Annotated in this window: 20 protein-coding genes and 6 pseudogenes; 10 read left to right on the top strand and 16 right to left on the bottom strand. The window is 62.8% G+C overall.

What is annotated here, in order from left to right; genetic code table 11:
- The first annotated feature begins 14 nt into the window (after positions 1 to 14).
- The 8 genes and pseudogenes from BVER_RS13100 to BVER_RS13075 all read left to right on the top strand — a co-directional run bounded on the left by BVER_RS13100 (position 15) and on the right by BVER_RS13075 (position 5720).
- The gene (locus tag BVER_RS13100) at positions 15 to 794 is read left to right on the top strand and encodes an SDR family NAD(P)-dependent oxidoreductase (RefSeq protein WP_050453663.1); all 780 of its coding nucleotides are present in this window, start codon (positions 15 to 17) and stop codon (positions 792 to 794) included.
- Entirely contained in the window at positions 794 to 1675 is an 882-nt protein-coding gene (locus BVER_RS13095) for an MBL fold metallo-hydrolase (protein WP_050453667.1), read from the top strand. Before BVER_RS13100 ends, BVER_RS13095 begins: the two co-directional genes overlap by 1 nt.
- Positions 1633 to 2355 (top strand): annotated as a pseudogene (locus BVER_RS35925) (xylulokinase); the annotation flags it as partial. The gene BVER_RS13095 and the pseudogene BVER_RS35925, both read left to right, overlap by 43 nt.
- Positions 2356 to 2779: 424 nt before the next feature.
- Positions 2780 to 3184 (top strand): FGGY-family carbohydrate kinase, encoded by a 405-nt coding sequence (locus BVER_RS35920; RefSeq protein WP_369094830.1) that lies wholly within the window; start codon positions 2780 to 2782, stop codon positions 3182 to 3184.
- On the top strand, positions 3181 to 3855 hold the full coding sequence (locus BVER_RS35915; protein ID WP_050453662.1) for an HAD family hydrolase: 675 nt from the start codon (positions 3181 to 3183) through the stop codon (positions 3853 to 3855). The genes BVER_RS35920 and BVER_RS35915 overlap by 4 nt, the downstream gene beginning before the upstream one ends.
- Entirely contained in the window at positions 3848 to 4804 is a 957-nt protein-coding gene (locus BVER_RS36470) for an iron-containing alcohol dehydrogenase (protein ID WP_198155245.1), read from the top strand. The genes BVER_RS35915 and BVER_RS36470 overlap by 8 nt, the downstream gene beginning before the upstream one ends.
- The gene (locus tag BVER_RS36465) at positions 4750 to 4953 is read left to right on the top strand and encodes a dehydroquinate synthase/iron-containing alcohol dehydrogenase family protein (RefSeq protein WP_198155244.1); all 204 of its coding nucleotides are present in this window, start codon (positions 4750 to 4752) and stop codon (positions 4951 to 4953) included. The genes BVER_RS36470 and BVER_RS36465 overlap by 55 nt, the downstream gene beginning before the upstream one ends.
- A gap of 14 nt (positions 4954 to 4967) precedes the next feature.
- Positions 4968 to 5720, top strand: a complete 753-nt coding sequence (locus BVER_RS13075; RefSeq protein ID WP_232316533.1) for an SDR family NAD(P)-dependent oxidoreductase — start codon at positions 4968 to 4970, stop codon at positions 5718 to 5720.
- A gap of 465 nt (positions 5721 to 6185) precedes the next feature.
- Here the strand turns inward: BVER_RS13075 and BVER_RS13070 are convergent, their stop codons facing one another.
- The 16 genes and pseudogenes from BVER_RS13070 to BVER_RS13005 all read right to left on the bottom strand — a co-directional run bounded on the left by BVER_RS13070 (position 6186) and on the right by BVER_RS13005 (position 20419).
- Complete coding sequence (locus tag BVER_RS13070) at positions 6186 to 6503, bottom strand: hypothetical protein (RefSeq protein WP_198155243.1); 318 nt, start codon at positions 6501 to 6503, stop codon at positions 6186 to 6188.
- A gap of 812 nt (positions 6504 to 7315) precedes the next feature.
- Positions 7316 to 7423: pseudogene (locus BVER_RS33815) on the bottom strand (TFIIB-type zinc ribbon-containing protein); the annotation flags it as partial.
- A gap of 106 nt (positions 7424 to 7529) precedes the next feature.
- Positions 7530 to 8025, bottom strand: a pseudogene (locus tag BVER_RS13060) (amidohydrolase family protein); the annotation flags it as partial.
- On the bottom strand, positions 8022 to 8597 hold the full coding sequence (locus BVER_RS13055) for a HutD/Ves family protein (RefSeq protein ID WP_050453659.1): 576 nt from the start codon (positions 8595 to 8597) through the stop codon (positions 8022 to 8024). The gene BVER_RS13055 and the pseudogene BVER_RS13060, both read right to left, overlap by 4 nt.
- The gene (gene hutU / locus BVER_RS13050; RefSeq protein WP_050453658.1) at positions 8594 to 10282 is read right to left on the bottom strand and encodes a urocanate hydratase; all 1689 of its coding nucleotides are present in this window, start codon (positions 10280 to 10282) and stop codon (positions 8594 to 8596) included. The genes BVER_RS13055 and hutU overlap by 4 nt, the downstream gene beginning before the upstream one ends.
- A 228-nt stretch (positions 10283 to 10510) precedes the next feature.
- Positions 10511 to 11250 (bottom strand): annotated as a pseudogene (gene hutC, locus BVER_RS13045) (histidine utilization transcriptional repressor HutC).
- Positions 11251 to 11301: 51 nt separating this feature from the next.
- Positions 11302 to 12888 (bottom strand): annotated as a pseudogene (locus BVER_RS13040) (HAL/PAL/TAL family ammonia-lyase).
- Positions 12889 to 12938: 50 nt separating this feature from the next.
- A complete protein-coding gene (locus BVER_RS33810; RefSeq protein WP_232316532.1) occupies positions 12939 to 13553 on the bottom strand; it encodes an ATP-binding cassette domain-containing protein in 615 nt (204 codons plus the stop codon).
- A 204-nt stretch (positions 13554 to 13757) separates the two neighbouring features.
- Positions 13758 to 14501: an ABC transporter permease gene (locus BVER_RS13030; protein ID WP_050453657.1), complete on the bottom strand. Its 744-nt coding sequence runs from the start codon at positions 14499 to 14501 to the stop codon at positions 13758 to 13760.
- Between the two features lie 57 nt (positions 14502 to 14558).
- On the bottom strand, positions 14559 to 15269 hold the full coding sequence (locus tag BVER_RS13025) for an ABC transporter permease (protein WP_050453656.1): 711 nt from the start codon (positions 15267 to 15269) through the stop codon (positions 14559 to 14561).
- Positions 15270 to 15299: 30 nt separating this feature from the next.
- A complete protein-coding gene (locus BVER_RS13020; RefSeq protein ID WP_050453655.1) occupies positions 15300 to 16148 on the bottom strand; it encodes a transporter substrate-binding domain-containing protein in 849 nt (282 codons plus the stop codon).
- A gap of 201 nt (positions 16149 to 16349) precedes the next feature.
- Positions 16350 to 16499 (bottom strand): hypothetical protein, encoded by a 150-nt coding sequence (locus tag BVER_RS36255; protein WP_370444240.1) that lies wholly within the window; start codon positions 16497 to 16499, stop codon positions 16350 to 16352.
- Between the two features lie 733 nt (positions 16500 to 17232).
- Positions 17233 to 17511: a hypothetical protein gene (locus BVER_RS33805; RefSeq protein WP_232316531.1), complete on the bottom strand. Its 279-nt coding sequence runs from the start codon at positions 17509 to 17511 to the stop codon at positions 17233 to 17235.
- Between the two features lie 225 nt (positions 17512 to 17736).
- Complete coding sequence (locus tag BVER_RS33800) at positions 17737 to 18762, bottom strand: penicillin-binding transpeptidase domain-containing protein (protein ID WP_232316530.1); 1026 nt, start codon at positions 18760 to 18762, stop codon at positions 17737 to 17739.
- A gap of 271 nt (positions 18763 to 19033) precedes the next feature.
- A pseudogene (locus tag BVER_RS36460) lies at positions 19034 to 19460 on the bottom strand (transglycosylase domain-containing protein); the annotation flags it as partial.
- A 125-nt stretch (positions 19461 to 19585) separates the two neighbouring features.
- On the bottom strand, positions 19586 to 20419 hold the full coding sequence (locus tag BVER_RS13005; protein ID WP_050453653.1) for an alpha-2-macroglobulin family protein: 834 nt from the start codon (positions 20417 to 20419) through the stop codon (positions 19586 to 19588).
- A gap of 869 nt (positions 20420 to 21288) precedes the next feature.
- On the opposite strand from BVER_RS13005, the gene BVER_RS13000 reads away from it, so the two are divergent.
- Both BVER_RS13000 and BVER_RS31500 read left to right on the top strand, forming a co-directional pair.
- Positions 21289 to 21528 (top strand): hypothetical protein, encoded by a 240-nt coding sequence (locus tag BVER_RS13000; protein WP_050453652.1) that lies wholly within the window; start codon positions 21289 to 21291, stop codon positions 21526 to 21528.
- The gene (locus BVER_RS31500; RefSeq protein WP_157056037.1) at positions 21525 to 21779 is read left to right on the top strand and encodes a hypothetical protein; all 255 of its coding nucleotides are present in this window, start codon (positions 21525 to 21527) and stop codon (positions 21777 to 21779) included. The genes BVER_RS13000 and BVER_RS31500 overlap by 4 nt, the downstream gene beginning before the upstream one ends.
- The last annotated feature ends 39 nt before the right edge of the window (positions 21780 to 21818 follow it).

The following is a 21818-nucleotide window of genomic DNA, read 5'->3' as shown; positions in this document are numbered from 1 at the left end:
GAAGGAACATCGACATGTACATGGACAGATTCCGTCTCGACGGCCGCGTGGCGGTCGTGACGGGCGCGGCGCGCGGCATCGGCTTCGCGATCGCCGAAGCGCTGGCCGAGGCGGGCGCGCGCGTCGTCTTGACCGACTTCGACGCGAAAGCGCTGGATGAAGCGCTGGGCAAGCTCGCGGCATCGGGCGCGCGGGTCGAAGGCGAAGTATTCGATGTCACCGATCCGGCGGCGGCGCAGCGCGTCAACGATGCCGTCGTCGCGCGCCACGGACGCGTGGACGTGCTCGTCAACAACGCGGGCATCGCAATCTCGAATCATCCCGCCGAGGACATGAGCGACGAAGTGTGGGATCGCGTCATCGACGTGAATCTGAACGGCGTGTTCCGCGCCTGCCGCGCGTTCGGGAAAGGCATGCTGGAGCGCGGCGGCGGCAGTATCGTGAATGTCGGGTCGATGTCGGGGCTGATCGTCAACCGGCCGCAGGAGCAGGCCAACTACAACGCGTCGAAGGCGGGCGTGCATCATTTGACGCGCTCGCTCGCCGCCGAATGGGGCGCGCGCGGCGTGCGCGTGAACGCGGTCGCGCCGACCTATATCGACACCGAGATGAACCAGTATGTGTACGAGCCGGGTAACGAGGAGATGTATCGCCACTGGGTCGGCGGCACGCCGATGAACCGGCTCGGGCGCGTCGACGAAATCGCCTCGGTCGTGCTGTTCCTCGCCGGCGACGCCGCGAGTCTGATGACCGGCGCGATCGTGCTCGCGGACGGCGGCTACGTGTGCTGGTGATGCGCGCCGAACGCTTCGACGAACCGCTCGCGCAGCGTCTCGCCGATGCGCGCCACGCGCCGCGTGACGGCGAGATCGTGCTGTACTGGCTCGGGCAGGCAGGCTTCGTCATTGACACGGCGCAGGCGCGCCTGCTGATCGATCCGTATCTGTCGGATACGCTTGCGCGGAAGTATCAGGGCACGCGCTTTCCGCATACGCGCATGATGCCCGCGCCCATTGCGCCGCATGAGTTCGATCGGGTGGACCGGGTGTTGTGCACGCATCGGCATACGGATCACATGGATCCGGGCACCTTGCAGCCGCTGGCCGAACGGTTTCCGGCGCTGCGCTTTGTCGTGCCGGAAGCATCGCTGGATGAAGCGTTGCGGCGCACGGGCGCCGGCCTCGACCGTCTGATTTCGGTCGACGCCGGGCAGCGCGTGCCGGTACTCGACGACTGCGTCGTGACGCCGATCGCGTCCGCGCACGAGACGCTCGATATCGACGAAGACGGGCGGCATCCGTGGCTCGGCTACGTGATCGAAGTGCACGGCGTGCGCCTCTACCATTCGGGCGATTGCGTGCCGTATCCGCAATTGCACGAGCGCGTGCGGCAGGCGCGCGTCGATGTCGCGCTGCTGCCGGTGAACGGCCGCGACGCCATTCGCGGCGGCAACGGCGTGCCGGGCAATTTCACGCTGGACGAAGCCGTCGAACTGGCGCGCGCCGCGCATATCCCGGCGATGATCGCGCATCATCATGGACTGTTCGACTTCAACACGCTCGCGCCGGAAACGATCGACGCACGCATCGCGCGGGAAGCGGGCGCGTTGTCGATTCATCGCGCGCAGACGGGATGCGCGTGGCGCATCGGACCTTCGACCCGCACAGATGGGTGAATGACATGGAGACGTTTTATCTCGCGATCGATGTCGGTACGGGCAGCGTGCGCGCCGCACTGGTCGATTCGCGCGGCACGGTGAGACAGATCGCGGCGCATGAGCACGAGCAGATCGTGCCGCGTTACGGCTGGTCGAAGCAGCGTCCGGCGGACTGGTGGGCGGGCGCGGCGCGCTCGATTCGCGAAGTGCTGGAGCGCGTGCCGGGCGCGGCGGAAAAGGTGGCCGCGGTGTGCGCGTGCGGGCAGATGCACGGGACCGTACTAATCGACGCCGACGGTCAACTCACGCGCGATACCGCGCCGCTTTGGAACGACAAGCGCACCTTCGCGCAGGTCGCGCAGTTTCGCGCGCGGCACGAGGAATCGTCGTATCTGCACAAGACCGCGAACCCCGCCACGCCCGCATGGCCCGCGTTCAAGCTGTGGTGGATCAAGGAGCACGACCCCGAATCATACGATCGCGCGCGCACGGTGTTCATGCCGAAAGACTATGTGAACTTCCGTCTGACCGGCGAGCGCGCGTGCGACTGGAACGATGCATCGACCAGCTTTCTGATGGACCCGGTCACGCGCACATGGTCGCGCGACATGCTCGATCTGCTCGGACTCGACGCATCGAAGCTCGCGCCGCTCGATATCCTCGGCCAGGTGACAAAAGAAGCCGCTGCCGCGACGGGGCTGCGCGAAGGCACGCCGGTGCTGGTCGGCGGCGCGGACTATCCCGTTTCGGTGCTGGGCTCGGGCGTGCACGGCGCGGGGCTGGCGTCGGATATCACGGGGACGTCGTCGATCATCACCGTGCTCGCCGATACACCGATGCTGCATCCCGAAGTGTCGAATCTCGCGACATGCGACGGCGCGTGGGGCCGCTTCATGTTGCTCGATTCCGGCGGCGACGCGATGCGCTGGGCGCGTCGCGCGTTCCACGAAAACGCCTTGTCCTACGATGCGATCGCGCAGAAAGCGGCGAGCGCGCCGGTCGGCTGCGAAGGGCTGTTCTTTCTGCCGTATCTGACCGGCGAGCGTCTCGGCGATCACACCAATTCGCGCGCAGTTCTTCGGCATCGCGGCCAAGCACGGGCTGGCGCATCTGCATCGCGCGGTGCTGGAGGGTGTCGCGTTCGGCGTGCTGCGGCATATCGCGCTGATCCAGCCAGAAGGCGCGAGCATCGAACGGCTGGTCGCGGCGAGCGGCGGCGCGAAGGCATCGTTGTGGCTGAACATCAAGGCGAGCATGTATCGCACGCCGATTCTCGTGCCCGCGCAAGTGGAGTGCGGCGTGATGGGCTGCGCGATTCTCGCCGCCACCGCGCACGGCCAGTTCGCGCGTCTCACCGATGCCGTGAACGCCTTCGTGGGCTTCGAACACGAAGTGCTGCCCGATCCGCGCGCCAGCGACACCTACGACCGCATGATGCCGATCTTCGAGCGGCTCTATGCGAACGCGCAACAGTTCTACGACGATCTCGACCGGCTCGTCACCGACTCTCCCGAATCCGCACGATGATCAAGGCCATTCTCTGGGACATGGACGGCACGCTCGCCGATAGCGAAGCGCTGCATCTGAGCACGCTGGTCGCGGTGCTCGCGAAACACGGCATCGAAGCGGGCGAGGAGATGCATCCGCTGATCTTCGGCAAGACCGGGCGCGAAGTGCATGCGCTGTGTCGCGAGCGCTTCGGTTTATCGACGGACTTCGAGGCGTGGTCGGCCTTTCGCGCGCAAGCCTATCTCGATGGCGCGCCGCATCTCGTGCCGCGTCCCGGCGCGCTCGAGGTGTATCGCGCGGCGAAACGCGCGGGGATTGCACAGGGCATCGTGTCGAATTCGGTGCGCATGCTGCTCGAAGTGAATCTGCGCGCGCTCGGTCTGGAGGAGCCGCATCTCGTGACCGTCAGCGCGAACGATGTGCGCATGGGTAAGCCCAGTCCCGAGCCGTACGAACGCGCCGCGTGGCTGCTGCGCGTGACGCCCGACGATGCGGTCGTCGTCGAGGACAGTCCGACCGGTGCGCGTGCGGCGCTTGCGGCGAATATGCGCGTGCTGGCCTGGCCGCTCGACGATGCCGGCGCGGCACTTTTTCCCGCCGAAGCGCAGATCGTGCGCACGCCGCGCGAACTGGCCGCCGCGCTCGGCCTCGATACCTCGACTATTCCGGAACACGACGATCATGCTTAGAACCAGCATTTTTCCCTCGCGCTACGTGCAGGGCGCGGGCGCGCTCGGCCAACTCGGCGCGGAACTCGCGCGGCTCGGCACGCAGGCGGCGTGTCTCGTGGACAGCAGCGTGGCGTCGCTGATCGAACCGGCGCTGGCTGAAACCGAAGGCGTGCGCGTGCATGTGCGCCGGCAGAATGCCGCGTGCACCGAACACGCCATCGCCGATGCCGCCGCGTGGGCCGCGCAGTGCGGCGCGGATATCGTGGTGTCGTTCGGCGGCGGCAAGGTGGTGGATATCGGGCGCGCGGCGGCCGACGATTTGCGCTTGCCGTTCGCGTGCGTGCCGACCATCGCGGCATCGGATGCGTCGTGTTCCGCGCTCGCCGTCATCTACGACGAAGCAGGGCGCGTGGTGCGCGACCGCTTCGTGCGGCGCAATCCCGATCTCGTCTTGCTCGATACGGCGCTGATCGTGGCCGCGCCGGTGCGCTTCTTTATCGCCGGTATCGGCGATGCGCTCGCCACCTTCTACGAAGCCGATGCCTGCCGTCGCTCGGGCGCGCGCAATCTGTGCGGCGGCGTGGGCACCGCGCTCGCCTTCGAAGCCGCGCGCCTGTGCCGCGCACGCTGTTCGCGCATGCCGTCGATGCCGTCGCCGACTGCAAGCGCAAGACCGTCACGCCCGCCTTCGACGCGACGCTCGAAGCCACCGTGCTGCTGTCGGGACTCGGTTTCGAATCGGGCGGCGTGGCGGCGGCGCATGCGATCCATCACGGGCTGGCGCAACTCGACAGCACGCATGGCGTGTTGCATGGCGAGAAAGTGGCCATCGGCACGCTTGCGTCGCTGTTCCTGTGGCCGTGCGCGGATAGCGAGCGGCGTCGCGTGTTCGCGTTCTGCAAGGCGGTCGGCTTGCCGACGCGTCTGGCCGATATCCACGTCGACGGCGCGGATCGCGCGGCCCTGACGCGCGTGGCGGAACGCGCCTGCAGAGAAGGCGAGATCATCCATAACGACGAGCCGTATCCGGTGAATGCGCCGATGGTCGTCGCCGCGCTCGAGGCGATGGACCGCTACGCCGCACTGCTCGATCGCACCGAACCCGCCATCATCTGAACGAGGACGACGACATGGACCCGCAAGTGACGCAGGCGTTTCGCGACGGATTATTCGACGGCAAGACCGTGCTCGTATCGGGCCCGACGAGCGGCATCGGGCTTGCGATCGCGCAAGGCTTCGCCGCGTTGTCGGCACGCGTGATCGCGACCGGCAGTTCCGATGCCAAGCTCGAGGCGCTGCGCGCGGATCGCACGCTCGAAGGCATTCGTTTCGTGAAGCTCGACGTGCGCAATGCCGACGACATTACGCGTTTCGTCGCACAATTCGATGAATTCGACGTGCTCGTGAACGCGGCGGGCGTTGCGCGTCCCGCCGACGAATACACCGACGCCGTGTTTCAGGAAGTGCTCGACGTGAATCTGAGCGCCGCGATGCGCCTCTCGATGGCCGCGCGCGACAAGCTCGACGCGCGGCGCGGCGCAATCGTCAACATCGCGTCGATGCTGAGCTTCATGGCCGATGCCGAGGTGCCCGCGTATTGCGCGAGCAAGGCGGGCATCGTCGGGCTGACGCGGTCGCTGGCGCATGCGTTCGGTCTGGCGGGCGTGCGCGTGAACGCGGTGGCGCCGGGCTACCATCGCACGGACATGACGAAGCCGCTGTGGTCGGACCCGGCCAAAGCCGACAAGATCGCGGCGCGCAGCGCGCTCAAGCGCTGGGGCGAGGTGCAGGATCTGGTGGGCGCGGTGGCGTTTCTTTATCACCGGCACGACGTTGGCGGTGGATGGAGGGTATTTGACGGGCGCGTGATGCAGCGGGCTTGAATGCGGCGGGAGTCGTGAAGTATTGTTGCATTGGGCGCTGATGGTGAGGGGGGAATCGCGGTTTAGTAGCAAACGGTATTCCCGGAAAAGCCCGATGGATTGTCTGTGGGTTCTGGCATCACATAATTGACATAAGATATATTAGCAATAATTTAGCATATGCTTCACCATCGAGCATTTGCTCGAAAAGTCCGAATTGTCGGCATATCAACCAGTCAGGCGGGATTTCTCCGGAAAGTCGTCCCTAGAATTAAGCGTGAGCGAAAGTAAAACGCGTTTTCTCGCGCTTTTTGAGCGCCGTTTCTATACTTCAAGCAGCGTTAGCTTTTTGCGCATAAAGCGTCAAAAATCTTAAAGATTGATCAACTGATTGCAATTCCGGGTTATCGCCGTGCCATATTCGGCTGCGCCGCGGCAACGAACGGTTCGCTGACATCGCGGCTCGACGTCACACTTTGAGCAGCATCAGCATGATCGAGCGATACGAAGACATTCCGCCGTACCTATATTCAGGCGACATCGCGGCGTGTTTCCGCTTTCTGGACGAACCGCCGTCCGGCCGATGGCCATACCGCGGATTACTGGCATTGGCGCGCCCTCGCGCATCTGCGTGGCGGGCAATTCCATGAAGCGCTGGAAACCTGCTTCAAGCTGACGCGCGAAGCGAATCGTTTTGCGTTTCAGATCCACTGCATGTCCGATGTCTGCCTGCACCTCGGACTGAAGGAAGTGGGACTCGCAGGCCTTGAAGCCTTCGGCAGGCCTCGAAGCCTTCGCGAACAAGCCGTCCACCGCGCCTGTCGCCGCTTATATCTCGCGCGTCTACGGCTGGCACTATCTCGGCGAAGACGATCGCGTGATCCAACTCGTCGCTGACGGACTCAACCCACACGCCACTCACGTGCTCGGCCATCATCAGGCGCGCAGCCTCATGCGGCGCGACGGCATCGCCCAAGGCGTCGGCGCAATGCACACGCACTGGTGCTCCGGACGAGGCCCGCCGCACGCTCCTTCCGAATGTCGATCATGCGAAATACTGGAACGGGCAACGCGAACTTCCCGCACGCATCACGATCCTGTCGGTCGCGTCAGGCTTCGGCGATCTGATTCACTGGGCGCGATACATCGACGCGCTGAGAGCGATGGGCGTCGAAGTCGAACACGACGTCGAGCTGTTCCGCTTGACCGATCACACGTCCGAACACGCGGCCCTCGCCGACGCGATGCGCAACGCGGGCTTCACGCGCGCATCGGACGATACGGCTTCCGAAATGTGGACCGACCCGTTCGCCCTGTTCACCACCCTCTTTCCGGTGCTCGGCTATCTGCCGAAGCAACGCTATATCGAACCGGTGAATCCATCGTCGGCCGATGCGTTGATCGAAACCATCCGGCAGCGCGCGGGCGGGCGGCGTTGCATCGGTATCTTCTGGTCGTCGTGCGAATCGCCGAACAACTTCGCGGGCCGCAGCCTCGCGCTGCCTCATCTTTACCCGCTGTTCGATGGGCACGACGACATTCACTGGGTCGTCATGCAGCGCGGTTTCGAGCGTAATCGATGGCTGAACGATCCGCGCGCCGCCAGTACGCATCGCTTCACCACGCTCCAGCCAGACGCCGCGACAACTCGGGCAATAGTCGATTTCGATGCCTTCGCGCACGGTCATCAGCAGATCCGTCGCGGGACAGACTGGGCATTTCATGTCGGGTCCTTTCTGATTGCTTTCAATGCAATCACTGTATCGAAAGGAACGGCGACGAAAAACGGAAGTTTTTGGGGGAATAGGTTCGGAAAAACCGAACCTTTCTTATGCAGAGTGTGAAGTGAGCGTTTAGTCGGCGGGCGACGCGCAGCATCTTGCGCTCGGTGGGCAGATCGAGGCCGTAGCCGGATTTGATTTCGATGGCCGTCACGCCTTCCGCGAGCAACGCTTCGAGACGCGCGGCCGATTGCGCGAACAGCGTGGCTTCGTCGGCGGCACGCGTGGCGCGCACTGTCGATACGATGCCGCCGCCCTGCCGCGCGATCTCTTCGTAGCTCACGCCCGCGAGACGCTGCGCGAATTCGTCGGCGCGCTGGCCGCCGTAGACGAGATGCGTATAACAGTCGATCAGGCCGGGCGTGACCCATGCGCCACGCAAGTCTTCGCGCGGCCAGTGCTTCATGTCGCTGGGCAGGTCGGCATGCGCGCCGGCCGAGCCATGCGATCTTGCCGTTTTCGACGGCGATCGCGGCATCGTCGATCGTGTGATCGGGGTTGCCTTCGGCGCAGAGTTTGAGGTTGTGCCAGAGCGTGCGCTTCATTCCACGTCCTTCAAGGCGATGGCGAGCAATGCGCCGCTGCCTTCAGTATCGATATGCGCGCGAGCGTGCTCGATGCGCAGCGTGTCGCCCTGCTCCAGCGCGATGGGCTCGCCACGGTTCACGCGCACGCGCATGGCACCTTGCGCGCAATACAGGAGCGCCGTGTCGGCATCGAGATCATGCGATTCGGGCGCGCGCCATTGTTCCAGCGTGCCGCGCGCGTCGTCGCGGCGAACCATCAGATTGAAGTCGCGCGTGGGACCGTCGACGAGCGTGGCATCGATCGATGCTTCGCCCGCGATGTCGAGCGGACGGGCGAGCGTATGCGTGCGCTCGCCTTCGTGCAGCCGCATACCCGCGCCGTCGAGCAACACCAGCGTGCGATCGACGCCCGCGAAGCGCGAGAACGGCCCGGCCTGCGCGACCTCCGCGATGCTCACGCGCCACGCGAACGCGTCCATCGATGCGCCCGCCGGATACGCCGCGATCTCGCGCGTGACGCCGCCGCCGTTCTTCCACGGCGACGCCACCAAATCCGCCCCGCGAATCAGCGTGGTGGACGCCACGCTCATCGGCCGAGCATCGGCAGATTGAGGCCGGCTTCCCGCGCGGTCAACTGCGCCAGCTCGTAACCGGCATCGGCGTGACGCATGACGCCCGTCGCGGGATCGTTGAACAGCACGCGGCCGAGGCGCTCGTGCGCAGCATCGGTGCCGTCGGCGACGATCAACACGCCCGAATGCTGGCTGAAGCCCATGCCGACGCCGCCGCCATGATACAGCGACACCCACGACGCGCCGCCCGCCGTGTTCAACAGCGCATTAAGCAGCGGCCAGTCGCTGACGGCGTCCGAACCGTCCTTCATCGATTCGGTTTCGCGATTCGGGCTCGCGACCGAACCCGTATCCAGATGATCGCGTCCGATGACGACGGGCGCCTTCAGCTCGCCCTTCTTCACCATCTCGTTGAACGCCTGTCCGAGGCGATAGCGATCCTTCACGCCGACCCAGCAGATGCGCGCCGGCAAGCCCTGGAACGCGATACGTTCGCGCGCCATGTCGAGCCAGTTGTGCAGATGCGGATCGTCGGGAATCAGTTCCTTGACCTTGGCATCGGTCTTGTAGATGTCTTCCGGATCGCCCGACAGCGCGACCCAGCGGAACGGGCCCTTGCCCTCGCAGAACAGCGGACGGATATACGCGGGCACGAAGCCGGGGAAATCGAACGCGTTCTTCACGCCCATTTTGAGGGCCATCTGACGGATGTTGTTGCGGTAATCGAGCGTGGCCGCGCCGCGTTCCTGCAGCCGGAGCATCGACTGAACCTGCTTCGCCATCGATTGCTTGGCGGGCGTCACGATGCTCTGCGGATCGATCTTCTGACGCTCGCGCCAGTCTTCGATCGTCCAGCCCTGCGGCAGATAGCCGTGAATCGGATCGTGCGCGCTGGTCTGGTCCGTCACGCAGTCCGGCGTGATGTTGCGCTCGACCAGTTGCGCGAACACGTCGGCGGCATTGCCGAGCAGGCCGATCGACACCGGCTTGCCGCTCTGTTTCGCCGCTTCGATCATGGCGAGCGCCTCGTCGAGCGTCTTCGCCTTCTTGTCGACGTAGCGCGTCTTCAGGCGGAAGTCGATGCGCGACTCGTCGCATTCCACGGCGATCATCGAGAAGCCTGCCATCGTCGCGGCGAGCGGCTGCGCGCCGCCCATGCCGCCAAGACCGCCCGTGAGAATCCAGCGGCCGTTCGGATCGCCGTTGAAATGCTGGTTCGCCACCGAGAAAAACGTCTCGTAGGTGCCCTGCACGATGCCCTGCGAGCCGATGTAGATCCAGCTTCCCGCCGTCATCTGGCCGTACATCATGAGGCCTTTGCGGTCGAGTTCGTGAAAGTGATCCCAGTTCGCCCAGTGCGGCACGAGATTCGAATTGGCAAGCAGCACGCGCGGCGCATCGGCATGGGTGCGGAATACGCCGACCGGCTTGCCCGATTGAATCAGCAGCGTTTCGTTTTCGTTCAGATCCTTGAGCGACGCGAGAATCTGGTCGAAGCAATCCCAGTTGCGCGCCGCGCGGCCGATGCCGCCGTACACGACGAGCGCATGCGGATGTTCCGCGACTTCCGGATCGAGATTGTTCTGAATCATCCGGTACGAGGCTTCGGCGATCCAGGTCTTGCAGGTTTTTTCACTGCCGCGCGGCGCACGAATCGTGCGTGTCGGATCAAAACGCGGATCGATGTGTTTGGGATGATTCATGTGCGTCGCTCAAAGAGGAAAGTTGTCGATGACCCGCTTCGTTATCGCAGGCAGTGAAAACAGTGTAGCGACGCCAAGTTGTATATACAAAACGACGAGCCGACTTTTTTATGCAGGGTATACGCGAGGATTCGTATCGTATTTTCCGCTCACGCAAACACAAAAAAAACGCGGGTATTCGGCAATGAATACCCGCGTTAGCGTTGTCGACCAAGTTGATTAGACAAGCTACATCTTTCCGACCAGATGAAAGCGCGAGGACGGATGCCACAGTTGCACCGCCGTCGCGACGCTGTTGCCGACCCAGGTCCGGCGCGACACCAGCAGACACGGCTCGCCGATTTCCATTTCCAGCACACGGCGAATGGTCGCGTTCGGCTTTTGCGCGTCGATCCGGAACTCCGCGCGCTGAATGGGCGCGAGCCGCACCATGTAGTGGTTCGGCGTTTCGACGGTGAAGTCCTGCTGCAGGTACTCGGGGAACAGACGCGGGTTCGTGTAGCGGTCTTCGTACTGGATCGGCATGCCTTCCTCGGCGTGCACGATGCACGAGTGGAACACCGGCCCCTTGGTCAGACGAGCGATGCGATCGCTTCCGGGTCGTCGGAGGTTTCGAGCGTGAGCACGCGCGCCGAATGCCGATGCCCGCGCGCCGCGATTTCATCGGCGATATTGCGCACTTCGAGCACGGTCGATTCGTAATGCCTCGGCGCGACGAAGGTCCCCGAACCCTGCACGCGCGTCAGCACGCGCTCGGCGGTCAGTTCGCGCAATGCACGCGAAGCGGTCATCCGCGATACGCCGAACTCCTTCACCAGTTCGGTTTCCGAGGGAATCGTGTCGCCGGGCTTCCAGGTGCCGTTGGCGATGCGGTCGGTCACGTAGCGCTTGATCTGCTCGTAGGCCGGCAGCATCCGGCGGTTCTCGGCGTGGCCCGGTCCAAGGTCGAGGTTCGCTTCAGTATTCATTGTGTGTCGATTCCCCCTGAGAGCCGCGTTCGCTCCATCCGCACTACCCGCTCACGGCAACCGCCTCGTTGGTGCATTCCGCGCATAGCCGCGCGACAAGCGAAGCCGGCACGGCCGTGCGGTTCCGTCCACTTGCGCGATGGTTCCCGGCAACGGCGGCGGCGCGCCATCCGAGATCATGCGAAACGCGAATGTCATATCGTTGGCAAGCGGCCGGTCGTCGCGATAGATCGGCAGCACGGCGCGCACCCTGTTGCGCAGCGATTCAGTATACGGCGCACTGGACAACTCTGTCGCCTGCAGATCGTATGCCTGCGTCGCGGCGAGCAGTTCGATGCCGAGAATGCGCGCCGAATTCTCGATGATCTCCAGCGCTTTCAACGCAGCCGGCGTCGCGTGACACAGATGATCCTCCTGCAAACCCGAGGTCACGCCGCCATCCAGACTCGCGGGCGCGGCAATGCGCCGATTCTGCGCGACGAGCGACGCCGCCGTGTATTGCGCGATCATGAAGCCCGAACGCGTGCCGCCGATTTCCGCCAGAAACGGCGGCAGCCCGCTGACGAGCGGATTCACGAGACGATCGAGCCTGCGCTCGGCGAGCGCGGCGGCCTGCGCCATCGAAACAGCGATGCCGTCCATCGCCAGCGCCATCGATGCACCGACCGCATGCGCCTGCGAGAACACGCGCGGCATATCGAGCGTGCCGGCGACGATCGGATTGTCCGTGATCGACGCCAGTTCGCGGTTCACGACTTCGGCGGTCGTCGTCAGCGCGTCGCGCGGCGCCGTGAACGTGCGGAACGGTGCGCAAGCTGAGCGGATCCTGCGTGCGCCGGCCGACCGATTCGTTCAGGATCGCGCTGCCCGAGAGTGCCGCGCGCATCCGGGCGCCGACCAGCGCCGAGGCCTTCCGAGCGGCGAAACGCGAGCGACTGCGCATCGAGCGCGTCGAGCTGGCCGCCGAGATTCTCGAAGCTCATCGCGGCGACCATGTCGGCCCAGTCGAGCAGACGTTCCGCGCGTGCCAGCGCGAGCGCGGCAAGACCAGTCACGCACAGCGTGCCGTTCACGAGGCTCAGGCCTTCTTTCGCCTGCAAGGTGAGCGGTTCGAGGCCGAGCCGCTGCAGCGCGTCCACACCGGTCAGCCGTTCGCCGCCCGCGCGCACATGTCCCGCGCCGATGCAGACCAGCGCGATATGCGCCATATGGCTCAGATAACCGACCGAGCCGAACGCGGGCACTTCCGGCAGATAGTCGGCATTGAGCAGACTCATTAGCATGCGCACGACTTCCGGACGCACGCCCGAATGACCGTGCGCGAAGTTGTTGATCGCCGCCGCGATGATCGCGCGCGTCTCTTCGCGTCCGAGCGGCGCGCCAACACCGACGGCATGGCTCATCAGGATGTTGTGAGACAGATCGCGCTGCTCCGCTGGCGACACGATCACGTCGCACAGCGCGCCGACGCCCGTGTTGACGCCGTAGGCGCGGATGCCGCGCGTGACGATTTCATCGACGAGCGCGCGCATGGGCGATGCGCCCTTCCGCTTCGACGGAAAGTTCGAGCGTGGCGCCGGCGGCGATAGCGGCGATTTCGCGCCATTCGAGCGGCTGTGCGGTGCGGGTGACGATCATGGCGATCCTTCGATCAGACTGCTTGGAATCAGTGCGCGATCAATGCGCGATCAGTGCGCGCTGCGGTCCTGATGGCTCGACACGAACTGACGGAAACGCTCGAACTTCTGTTCGCCGAACACCGCTTCGGGCGTGTCGTCGAGTTCGACGCGGCCTTCGTGCAGGAACATCACCCGATTCGAGACGTGCCGCGCGAAGCCCATTTCATGCGTGACGACGAGCATGGTGCGGCCATCGTCGGCGAGCGAACGCATCACGCGCAGCACTTCGCCGACGAGTTCGGGATCGAGCGCGGAAGTCGGCTCGTCGAACAGCATGACCTTCGGATCCATCGCGAGCGCGCGCGATCGCCACGCGCTGCTGCTGGCTGCCCGACAGATGCGCCGGATAGTGCTTCTGCTTGTCGACGAGTCCGACCCGCGCAAGCAGCGCTTCGGCCTGTTCGACGGCTTCCGCGCGGCTCTTGCGCAACACGCGCGCGGGCCTTCGATCACGTTTTCCAGCACCGTCATATGCGACCACAGATTGAAACTCTGGAACACCATGCCGAACTGCGAGCGCACGCGGTCCACCTGCTTGCGGTCGGCGGGCTGCAAGCGGCCGTCGCCGCGGCGCTTCATCTTCAGTTCCTCGCCGGCGAGCGACACGGAGCCGTCGTCGGGCATTTCGATGCAGATTCAGGCAGCGCAGGAAGGTGCTCTTGCCCGAGCCGCTCGCGCCGAGAATCGAAATGACATCGCCCTGATGCGCGTCGAGCGAAATGCCTTTCAGCACCTGATGCTCGCCGAACGATTTCTTGATGCCTTTGACCGACAGGGCGATGGGCGCAACAGTACTCATGATGAGGTTCTCCAGAACGGCGGCGGATATCAGGAAGCAACGCGTGTCCGCACGGGCGCGGAGGTCGTCGCGACGGGCACGGGCGGCGGCCGCAGATGCCCGGACAGCCTGCGCTCCACGAAGCCGAGCGCGCGGACGATCGCGAAGTTGAGTAGCAGATAGATGAGCGCGGCGCAGGTGAAGACTTCGGTCGTGCGATAGGTCTGGTGGATGATTTCCTGCGCGACGCCGGTGACTTCCCAGACGGTGACGAGACTCGCGAGCGCCGTCGACTTGACGAGCAGCATCGCTTCGGTCGAGTAAGCGGGCAGGCACAGGCGCAGCGCGATCGGTCCGATCACGCGACGCAGCAGCGCGACGCCGGACAAGCCGATCGAATAGCCCGCCTCGATCTGACCGAGCGGAATCGCCATCAAGCCGCCGCGAATGATCTCCGCCGTGTAACCCGCCGTGCACAGCGCGAGCGACAGCACCGCGCACACATACGGCTCGCGCAACACCGGCCACATGAAGCTGTGGCGGATCACGCCGAACTGGCCGAGACCGTAGTAGACGAGGAACATCTGGATCAGGAGCGGCGAGCCGCGAAACACAAAAATATAGAACCGCGCGAAGCCGCTCGGCAGCCAGTGCGGCGACACGCGCAGCGTGACGATCACCAGCGACAGCAAGCCGCCCAGCACGAGCGAGGCGAAGAACAGTCCGAGCGTGGTCGGCACCGCGGCCAGCAACTGGCGCATGGTGTCGAACATGAAATTGAAATCGACGGGCATTGGGAATCTCCGCTGGCGTCGTGTGTGGAATGCGTTGCGCGTTGGCTTTGCGGTGGCTCAGTTACGGGCGAAACCGCGCCGGAACGAACGCGCGATCGCCGCTTCGGCGCGGCCGAAAATACGCCACGAAATGCTGGTCATCACGAGATAGAGCACACCGCCCGCGATGAAGAACGCAAAGTACTGATGCGTCGATCCGGCGGCGACCTGGCTCGTGCGCATCAGTTCGGCGAGACCGGTGACCGAGATCAGCGCCGAGTCCTTCAGGCTCATCTGCCAGACGTTGCCCAGGCCCGGCAGCGCGTATCGGATCACCTGCGGAATGAGGACGCGGCGCGCCATCATCATCGTCGGCATGCCGATGGCGCGAGCGGCTTCGAGTTCGCCGCGCGCCACCGCCAGCACCGCCGCGCGATAGACCTCCGCCTGATAGGACCCGGAGATCATGCCGACAGCCATCGCGCCGATCACGAACGGCGGCACGCTGACGAAGCCATCGGAGCCGAACCAGTGGCCGACGGTCGAGACGAAACTCGATCCGCCGAAGTAAAAGAGGTAGATCACCAGAAGCTCGGGCACGCCGCGAAACACGGTCGTATAAATGTCGCCGACGATGCGCAACGCGCGATATCGCGACAGCTTCGCGGCCGCGACGAATCCGCCGAAGATCGCGCCCGTGAACAGCGCGGCAAGGGTCAGCAAGGCGCCGAGCAACAGCGCCGAGCCCCAACCGTCTGGACCGAATCCGAACATCTGGAACAGCGTCATCTCATGCTCCGGTTTGGGTTCGTGTTGCGCTTACGGCGCGACGTTGGTCTTGAACCACTTTTCCGACAAGGACTTCACCGTGCCGTCGGCGATGGCCGAGGCAAGCGCGGCGTCGAACTTCGCTTTCAGGTCGGCGTCCTGTTTGCGAAAGCCCAGACCTTCGCCGGGACCCCAGATCGGGCCGCCGATCTTCGGACCAGCAACCGAGATTGACTTGTCGACCGAACCGGACAGGAAATAGGTGAGATCGTCGAACGATGCGTCGATGCGGCCGTTCGCCAGATCGAGGTCGCGCTCCTGCGCGGTCTTGTAGACGCGGATCGTCGCGATATCCTTAAAGTTGTCCTGAATGAACTTCGTGTAGACCGTGCCGGACTGGATGCCGATGGTCTTGCCCTTCAACTGCTTGCGCAGACCGTCGACGACTGCCTGATCGTTCTTGGCGTCGCCGGTCAGCTTGACGGCCGCCGCGTTCGGCGATGCCTTCGGCAGGATGCCGTCGTCCGATACCGCGAAGGTTGCCGGCGTCGATGCATACGGGCGCGAGAACGCGATGATCTTCTCGCGCTCCGGCGTGATGGAGATGACGTCCATCAGGACGTCGAATTTGCCGGCTTGCAGACCGGGAATCATGCCGTCCCAATCCTGCGCGACGAGGTTGCACTTGAGCTGGGCGCGCGTGCAGAGCGTCGTCAGCAGTTCGTGTTCGAATCCGCCGAGCTTGCCGCCGGGCAGCGTCTGGTTCCACGGGGCATACGCGCCTTCCGTTGCGATCGTGACCGAGGTCCACTCCTTGGCCTGCGCCGACGTCGCGAGCGCCGCGACCACGCCCGCCAGCACACCGAGGCGCAACTTTCCAGAAATCCGTTTCGCGTTCATCTGCTCGTCCTTTTGTCGAAGTAGACCGTTGAGGCATCTTGTATAGACACGTCTGCACGACGTCGAAAAAAGGCGCAAGCGATCCTGGGGTAGGTGGTTTCCCCTACGAAGTCTATTTATTTGGGTGGGTGGAGCGTGATTTTGAGCGATCCGTGGATGGAGGAATCACCCGTCGGACGTCGAATTGGTTGGAATGTATAGTCAAGCCAGCAGAGTGAGGACGCTTTCCTGCCAAAGTGAGAAATGCCGGCAAAGGAACCGGGAGATGACGAAAAGAACGCGGCGAACGCGCTTGCCGCAATCAAAGGCGAGCGCACGCAGGCCGGACTGGCGCATCGATTCGATATTCATTCGAATCAGATCACGGAATGGACGCAAACGGTGCGACCGTACGCATCCGTTATGCCGTCGACGAAACCTTTCCCGTCCGGCGCTTTGATCGTTCCGCCATCGTTGTTCAGGTACAACCTTTAGGGCGTGTTTTTCCAGACGTGCTGCCCGGACGATCCTTCGCCGGCATCGCTTAGAACGAAATAGCGGCCATACGGACCTTCTCCATATTGAGGCATACCACGTGGCGGGGATGATGCATCATCCACCTTGCCGACTGGAGCGCAACCGTGCTGAACCAGCATAACAGCGGACAAAATACTGAACATCGAATTCATGCTGCTTTTAGATTACTGAAACCGTTTTGTTCTTACTGTGCGATTTTCGCGTCTGTGATGGAAGCGGATCATGGGCCATTTCACTCCGATCATCTTGAGGCGGCCGCTCTTACAGCGAAACGTGTAAATCATCATGCCCGCCGCCCAGCCATCCGCATGAGAGATCAAATGTAGAATATTGAGCTACATCAGTCTTTACATCAGGATACCTACACTTTAATGATGTAGCTTCGATTTCCAAATCGTGATGGGATATCTCGAACGATACTCGAAGAGAAGAAGCTTACATTCGGATCTTCATATTTTCTATCGACATCGCAACATTTTTCGGATCGCACAACGCACTCGCATTCATTGACCACTGCGCGACGCGAAGCTTGCATTACTCTGATTGCTCTTGCTGGTGAGTAACGCACTCACTCCACCATTGTCACTTGCATCCGGCGCATATCGCTGCGCCCCTGATCGTCCACCACGCGCACCGCAAATTCACCGGCCATCGGCGCTTGCCAAAACAACGTCTCGCGCGGCGACACGCGGCCGATATACGCATCGTCGACGAACCAATACAGGGCGTGCGCACTGGCATCGGCGGTTGCGTTGAAGGCGATCGGCGCGGTTGATCCTTCCTTCAAGCGCATTGCATAAGTGCTGCTGCGCAAGGGCGATGTGATACGCGGCGCGGCGCCCTCCACTTGCCCCGCTCGGAGACACTCTCGCGCTTGCGGAGGTTAACGACTCGGAATCCCTGCCGTCGCAAAGACTTGCTGCAAATCCGACGGCCAGAACTCTAACACTTCCACATGCGTACGCTTGTCCGCATACGGCGGGCACGCGGGTTTCCCCGTCGCTTCGTCGATCACGACAGGCCGATGAACCGTGCTCACGCGAATCGGCGACTTGCCCGGTATGAACCATGTTCAGCCCTGCTGCGGACACCATTCGTTCGGCAGGTCGCCGCTCGCCAGACAGACACGCACCTGCTTGAGGCCGTCGGGCGCGTGCGGCGTTGCATCGGCTACTGGACGCTCGGCACGCACGGAATCGACGATCCGGAAGAAGAGCGGCGCGGCCGCGTCGAGGCCAATGAATGCGGCGTTGCCCGTGTTATCAAAATTGCCGACCCAGACGATCAGCACGTACGGACCGAATACGCCTGCAGTCCACGCATCGCGAAAGGACCATGACGTGCCTGTCTTCCAATAGACCGGTGCGCTCGATCGCTGTGCGCCGGTGGTCTCGTCGGGTCGCACATGTTGACGCAGGATGTCCATGGTCATGAAGCTCGCCTCGGCGCTCAATAAGCGACGCGACGGCGTGCGTGGTTCGTTCTGACGCAAGCGCAATGGCTGATACGCGCCACCGTTCGCAAGCATGGCATAGAGCGCGGCGAGTTGTTGCATTGTCACCTCGCCGCCGCCGAGCACCAGCGAGAGACCGTAGTGCTGCGGACTCGAATCGAGCCGGACGCCGGCCGTTTGCAGAAACGCGTAGAGATCGGGATGCTTCAGTTGCGATGCAATCCACACCGCCGGCACATTGCGGCTTCGGTTCAAGGCATCCGTCGCGGTGATCGGACCGAGAAAGCGGCCGTCGAAATTCTCCGGTGCGTACGGTCCGAACGATGTGGGGACGTCGCGCAATACGGTTTGCGGATGCAGAATGCCCTGATCGAAGCCCAGCGCATAGATGAAGGGTTTTAGGGTCGAGCCGGGCGAGCGCCGTGCGAGCGTTCCGTTGACTTGACCGTGAATCTCGCGATTCATGAAATCCGCCGAGCCGACCAGCGCCTTGATGCCCATGTCGCGCGTATCGACCAGCAACGCCGCCGCATTGCGAATGCCGCCCGATGCTTGCCGCGCAGCATAACGGTCGATCTGGCGTTCGAGCGTGCGCTGCATGTCGAGATCGATCGTAGTATCGATGCGCGTCGTTCGGCTCGCCACTCCAGTCTTGCGCGGGCGCCGCAAGCGCCTGATCGACGGCATGCGGTGCATCGAACGGCAGTGCGCTGAGTGAGCGCAAGGCCAAAGGCAACGCAAAGAGCGGTCTTTGCACGGCGTCTTCTGGCCGCGCAACGATCCATCGCCGATATAGCCGGTTCCGCGCTTCCGTTAGCGCCCGATTGATCTGCTGCTCCGATGGCGCGCCGCGCACGCGCCTGACCGGGTCCTGCGGGACCACTGCGAGCGCGAGCGCTTCGGGTAACGTCAGCTCGTCCGCTTTCTTGCCGAAGTAAACGATACTCGCCGTCCCCACGCCTTCGACATTGCGGCCATAAGGCGCGTCGTTGAGATACGCCTCCAGAATTTGCCGCTTCGAATAGCACAATTCGAGCTGGAGCGCGCGCACAACCTGCTTCAACTTCCCCCACGGTGTGCGCGTGTTGATGCGCCACAACGATCGCGCGAGCTGCATCGTCACTCGATCCGCCTTGCGGATTACCGCCGCGCACATACGTCACCCACACGCCGCGCGCGAGTCCATATGGATTGAAGCCTGCATGCCAGCGAAACCAACGGTCTTCGTGCAGCAAGACTGCATCGACGAGTTGCGGCGAAATCTGCTCGAACGGCGTCCACAATCGATACCGGTCATCCCGTGCGAACGCGAGTCGTAGGAGGCGGCCGTGATCGTCGTACACCGCTGTGGAAGACGGCTTCCAATCGCGCAACGAAGGATGCGACCAGAGCCGAATCCCGACAAGCGCGACGACGATTATCAGCGCGCAGCCGAGAACGTTCCGCCATCGCGCGATCCAGGCTACGTTCACGACTCGGCCCGATGCGCGGGCTGCACCGTGAGTGTCGCGCCTCCCGTCGACTGCGCCTTGATGCGCCGGTCGTACATCGATTCGCCATAAGCGGGCGGCACGACATAACGCCCGGCATTGGTGGCCCGGATGCGATAGACGAACTCCCTCGCTGCGGGCGTCACCGTGCCATACAGCACCATGCGATCTTCGCGCTGGTCCGTATGCTCCGGATGCCACGTCGACAGCGACGCGACCGCGACGCTCGCCGGGTGATCCGGGTTCTCACCGGCATCGCCTGAAGGCGGCGGTGGGTCGACCGGATCGAAACCGCCCGGCAGCAGATCGACGATTGCTAGATCAGCGGCACTGGCGTTGTTCGTCGTGCGTATCTTCAGATGCACCTCCACTTCGTCGCCCACGGTGATGCCAGTGAGCGGTTTGCCGTTCCTGTCCGTGTATTCGCGCACGATTTCCAGCCCTTCGCGAATCGCCTTGTCCGACGCCTTGCGGTCATAACCCGACTGCACTACGCTCCACCAGGCAGGTGCGCCGGAATGGTTTCCGAACTCGACACGCGTGGCGTCCGCGCTCCATGCGCCCGAACGCATCAACGCTGACTGAGCCGTCGAGATATCCTTTGGCGTGACGCCCGCGCGCCATTCCGTGATTGCGAGTTTGTCGATGCTGGTCGCGTTCACGCGTCCGGAAGCATCGAGTGCAAGAATCGTCATCGCTGAGGAATGGGTGTTGTAATAGCCTTTTGCAAGCGAACCGGCGATGTTGTCGATGGCACGCGGCGTGAGCTGCTTCGCGCGATCCGGAAAATGTTTCGCGAGCACGTAGAGCACGGTCGCGTCGCGCGTGAGCGGATCGTCCTACAGCCGAAGGGCGATCGCGAGAACAGAAATGAACCGGGGACGACAGGAAGCCATCCGAACACGCCCACGTTCCAGCAAATGAAAATCATTTGACGAAGGATCTGGCGGTTGTGCAAAAGCAGTTTAGCCAAATGGCGAAGCGAATTTCGAAAGAACGGCTGTTCGCCGACATGTGCGCGTGAGTGAAACAATGGACCAACTCCCTATGGAGGCTGACTGCGTCGAGTTCTCAACGACACTACGAGCCAGAGGTCCTTTACAGCGATTGTCCGAGGAACGCAAGATACAAAAGCACACGTGAGTGAACGTTAGAGGACAGTCCTGACTTCCTTCTTCGCACTGAATACAGCCCCACAGACTTCGAGCGACCGTGCGGTCGCTCCATCACCTTTAGTCTCGCGCCCGTCTCGAACGGGTGAGTACAAAGGCAACGTAAGTCTCTCGTCTTCAAACGTACGGCTAACCTCTCGGTGCCCTCGGAACCGATTTCGTCGTTCCATCCCTTACCTAACATCGAGCGACCAGTGCGGACTTTTGAGTCAAGAAGGAGCGGCGCATGGAAGGGTCGACTTTGCTGGTCGGCAGTCCACTTTCCGTCTCGCCCCTCCGCTCGTCGAACGCCCCGGGCAATGGCCACAACGACTGACGAACTACGAAAAGCGCACTTTTGCATCAAGAATGGCTAAAAACTAGGTGTCCGCACGCAAGTCGTGGACGGTGGAGAAAGCAACGTGTGTCAATTGGAAGACACACAACGACTGCGAAGTGGCACTTGGTCGGCCAAGAGACGTCATCAGTGTTGAGCTTGAATCTTTCCTTTAATCTTTCACATCGTAGCCATGAATGACCGCCACGAACTAGATGCGAAGGGAAGAGAGCTGACGGAAAGAATCAACGACAGCGTCCCACTTGCGGATGCTCTGTCCTCAACGGTACAAAACAATTATCGGAAGTACGGACATCAGCTTGGGAGAATCTACGCGCTGCAGTTCGCGAGCTCCGATGAGATCGAACGAATCGCAAAATTGATTGCCCATGATGGTGCTATTGTCGCAGGTGACAGAAGAGGTTATCAATGAACTCCGTCGTCGCTGCTTGGCGTGGTTGTGATGTGGTTTCTGTAAGAAGAGACCATGTTCGGGAATTTCTTGAGTCGTGTTTAAATCGGCAAGATCCGCCTAAAATTGACGTGCTCGTCGGATTCGTAGATGGGGTGGCTCAAGTGCATCACCAGCTTTATAGAGTCGGCCCTTCAGAATTAGTCGAAGTCAAGGGTGGCAAGGGGCCGCCGGAAGATCGTGTTTCCCAGAACTCCCAGAAGCAATATTGATCTGAATGGTTTCCTGGGAGTTTGGAACTTCGCCGATGA

Source organism: Candidatus Burkholderia verschuerenii (assembly GCF_001189365.1).
Lineage (GTDB): Bacteria > Pseudomonadota > Gammaproteobacteria > Burkholderiales > Burkholderiaceae > Caballeronia > Caballeronia verschuerenii.
Note: the sequence above shows the minus strand (reverse complement) of the source record. Positions and strands in the feature narration are given on the sequence as shown.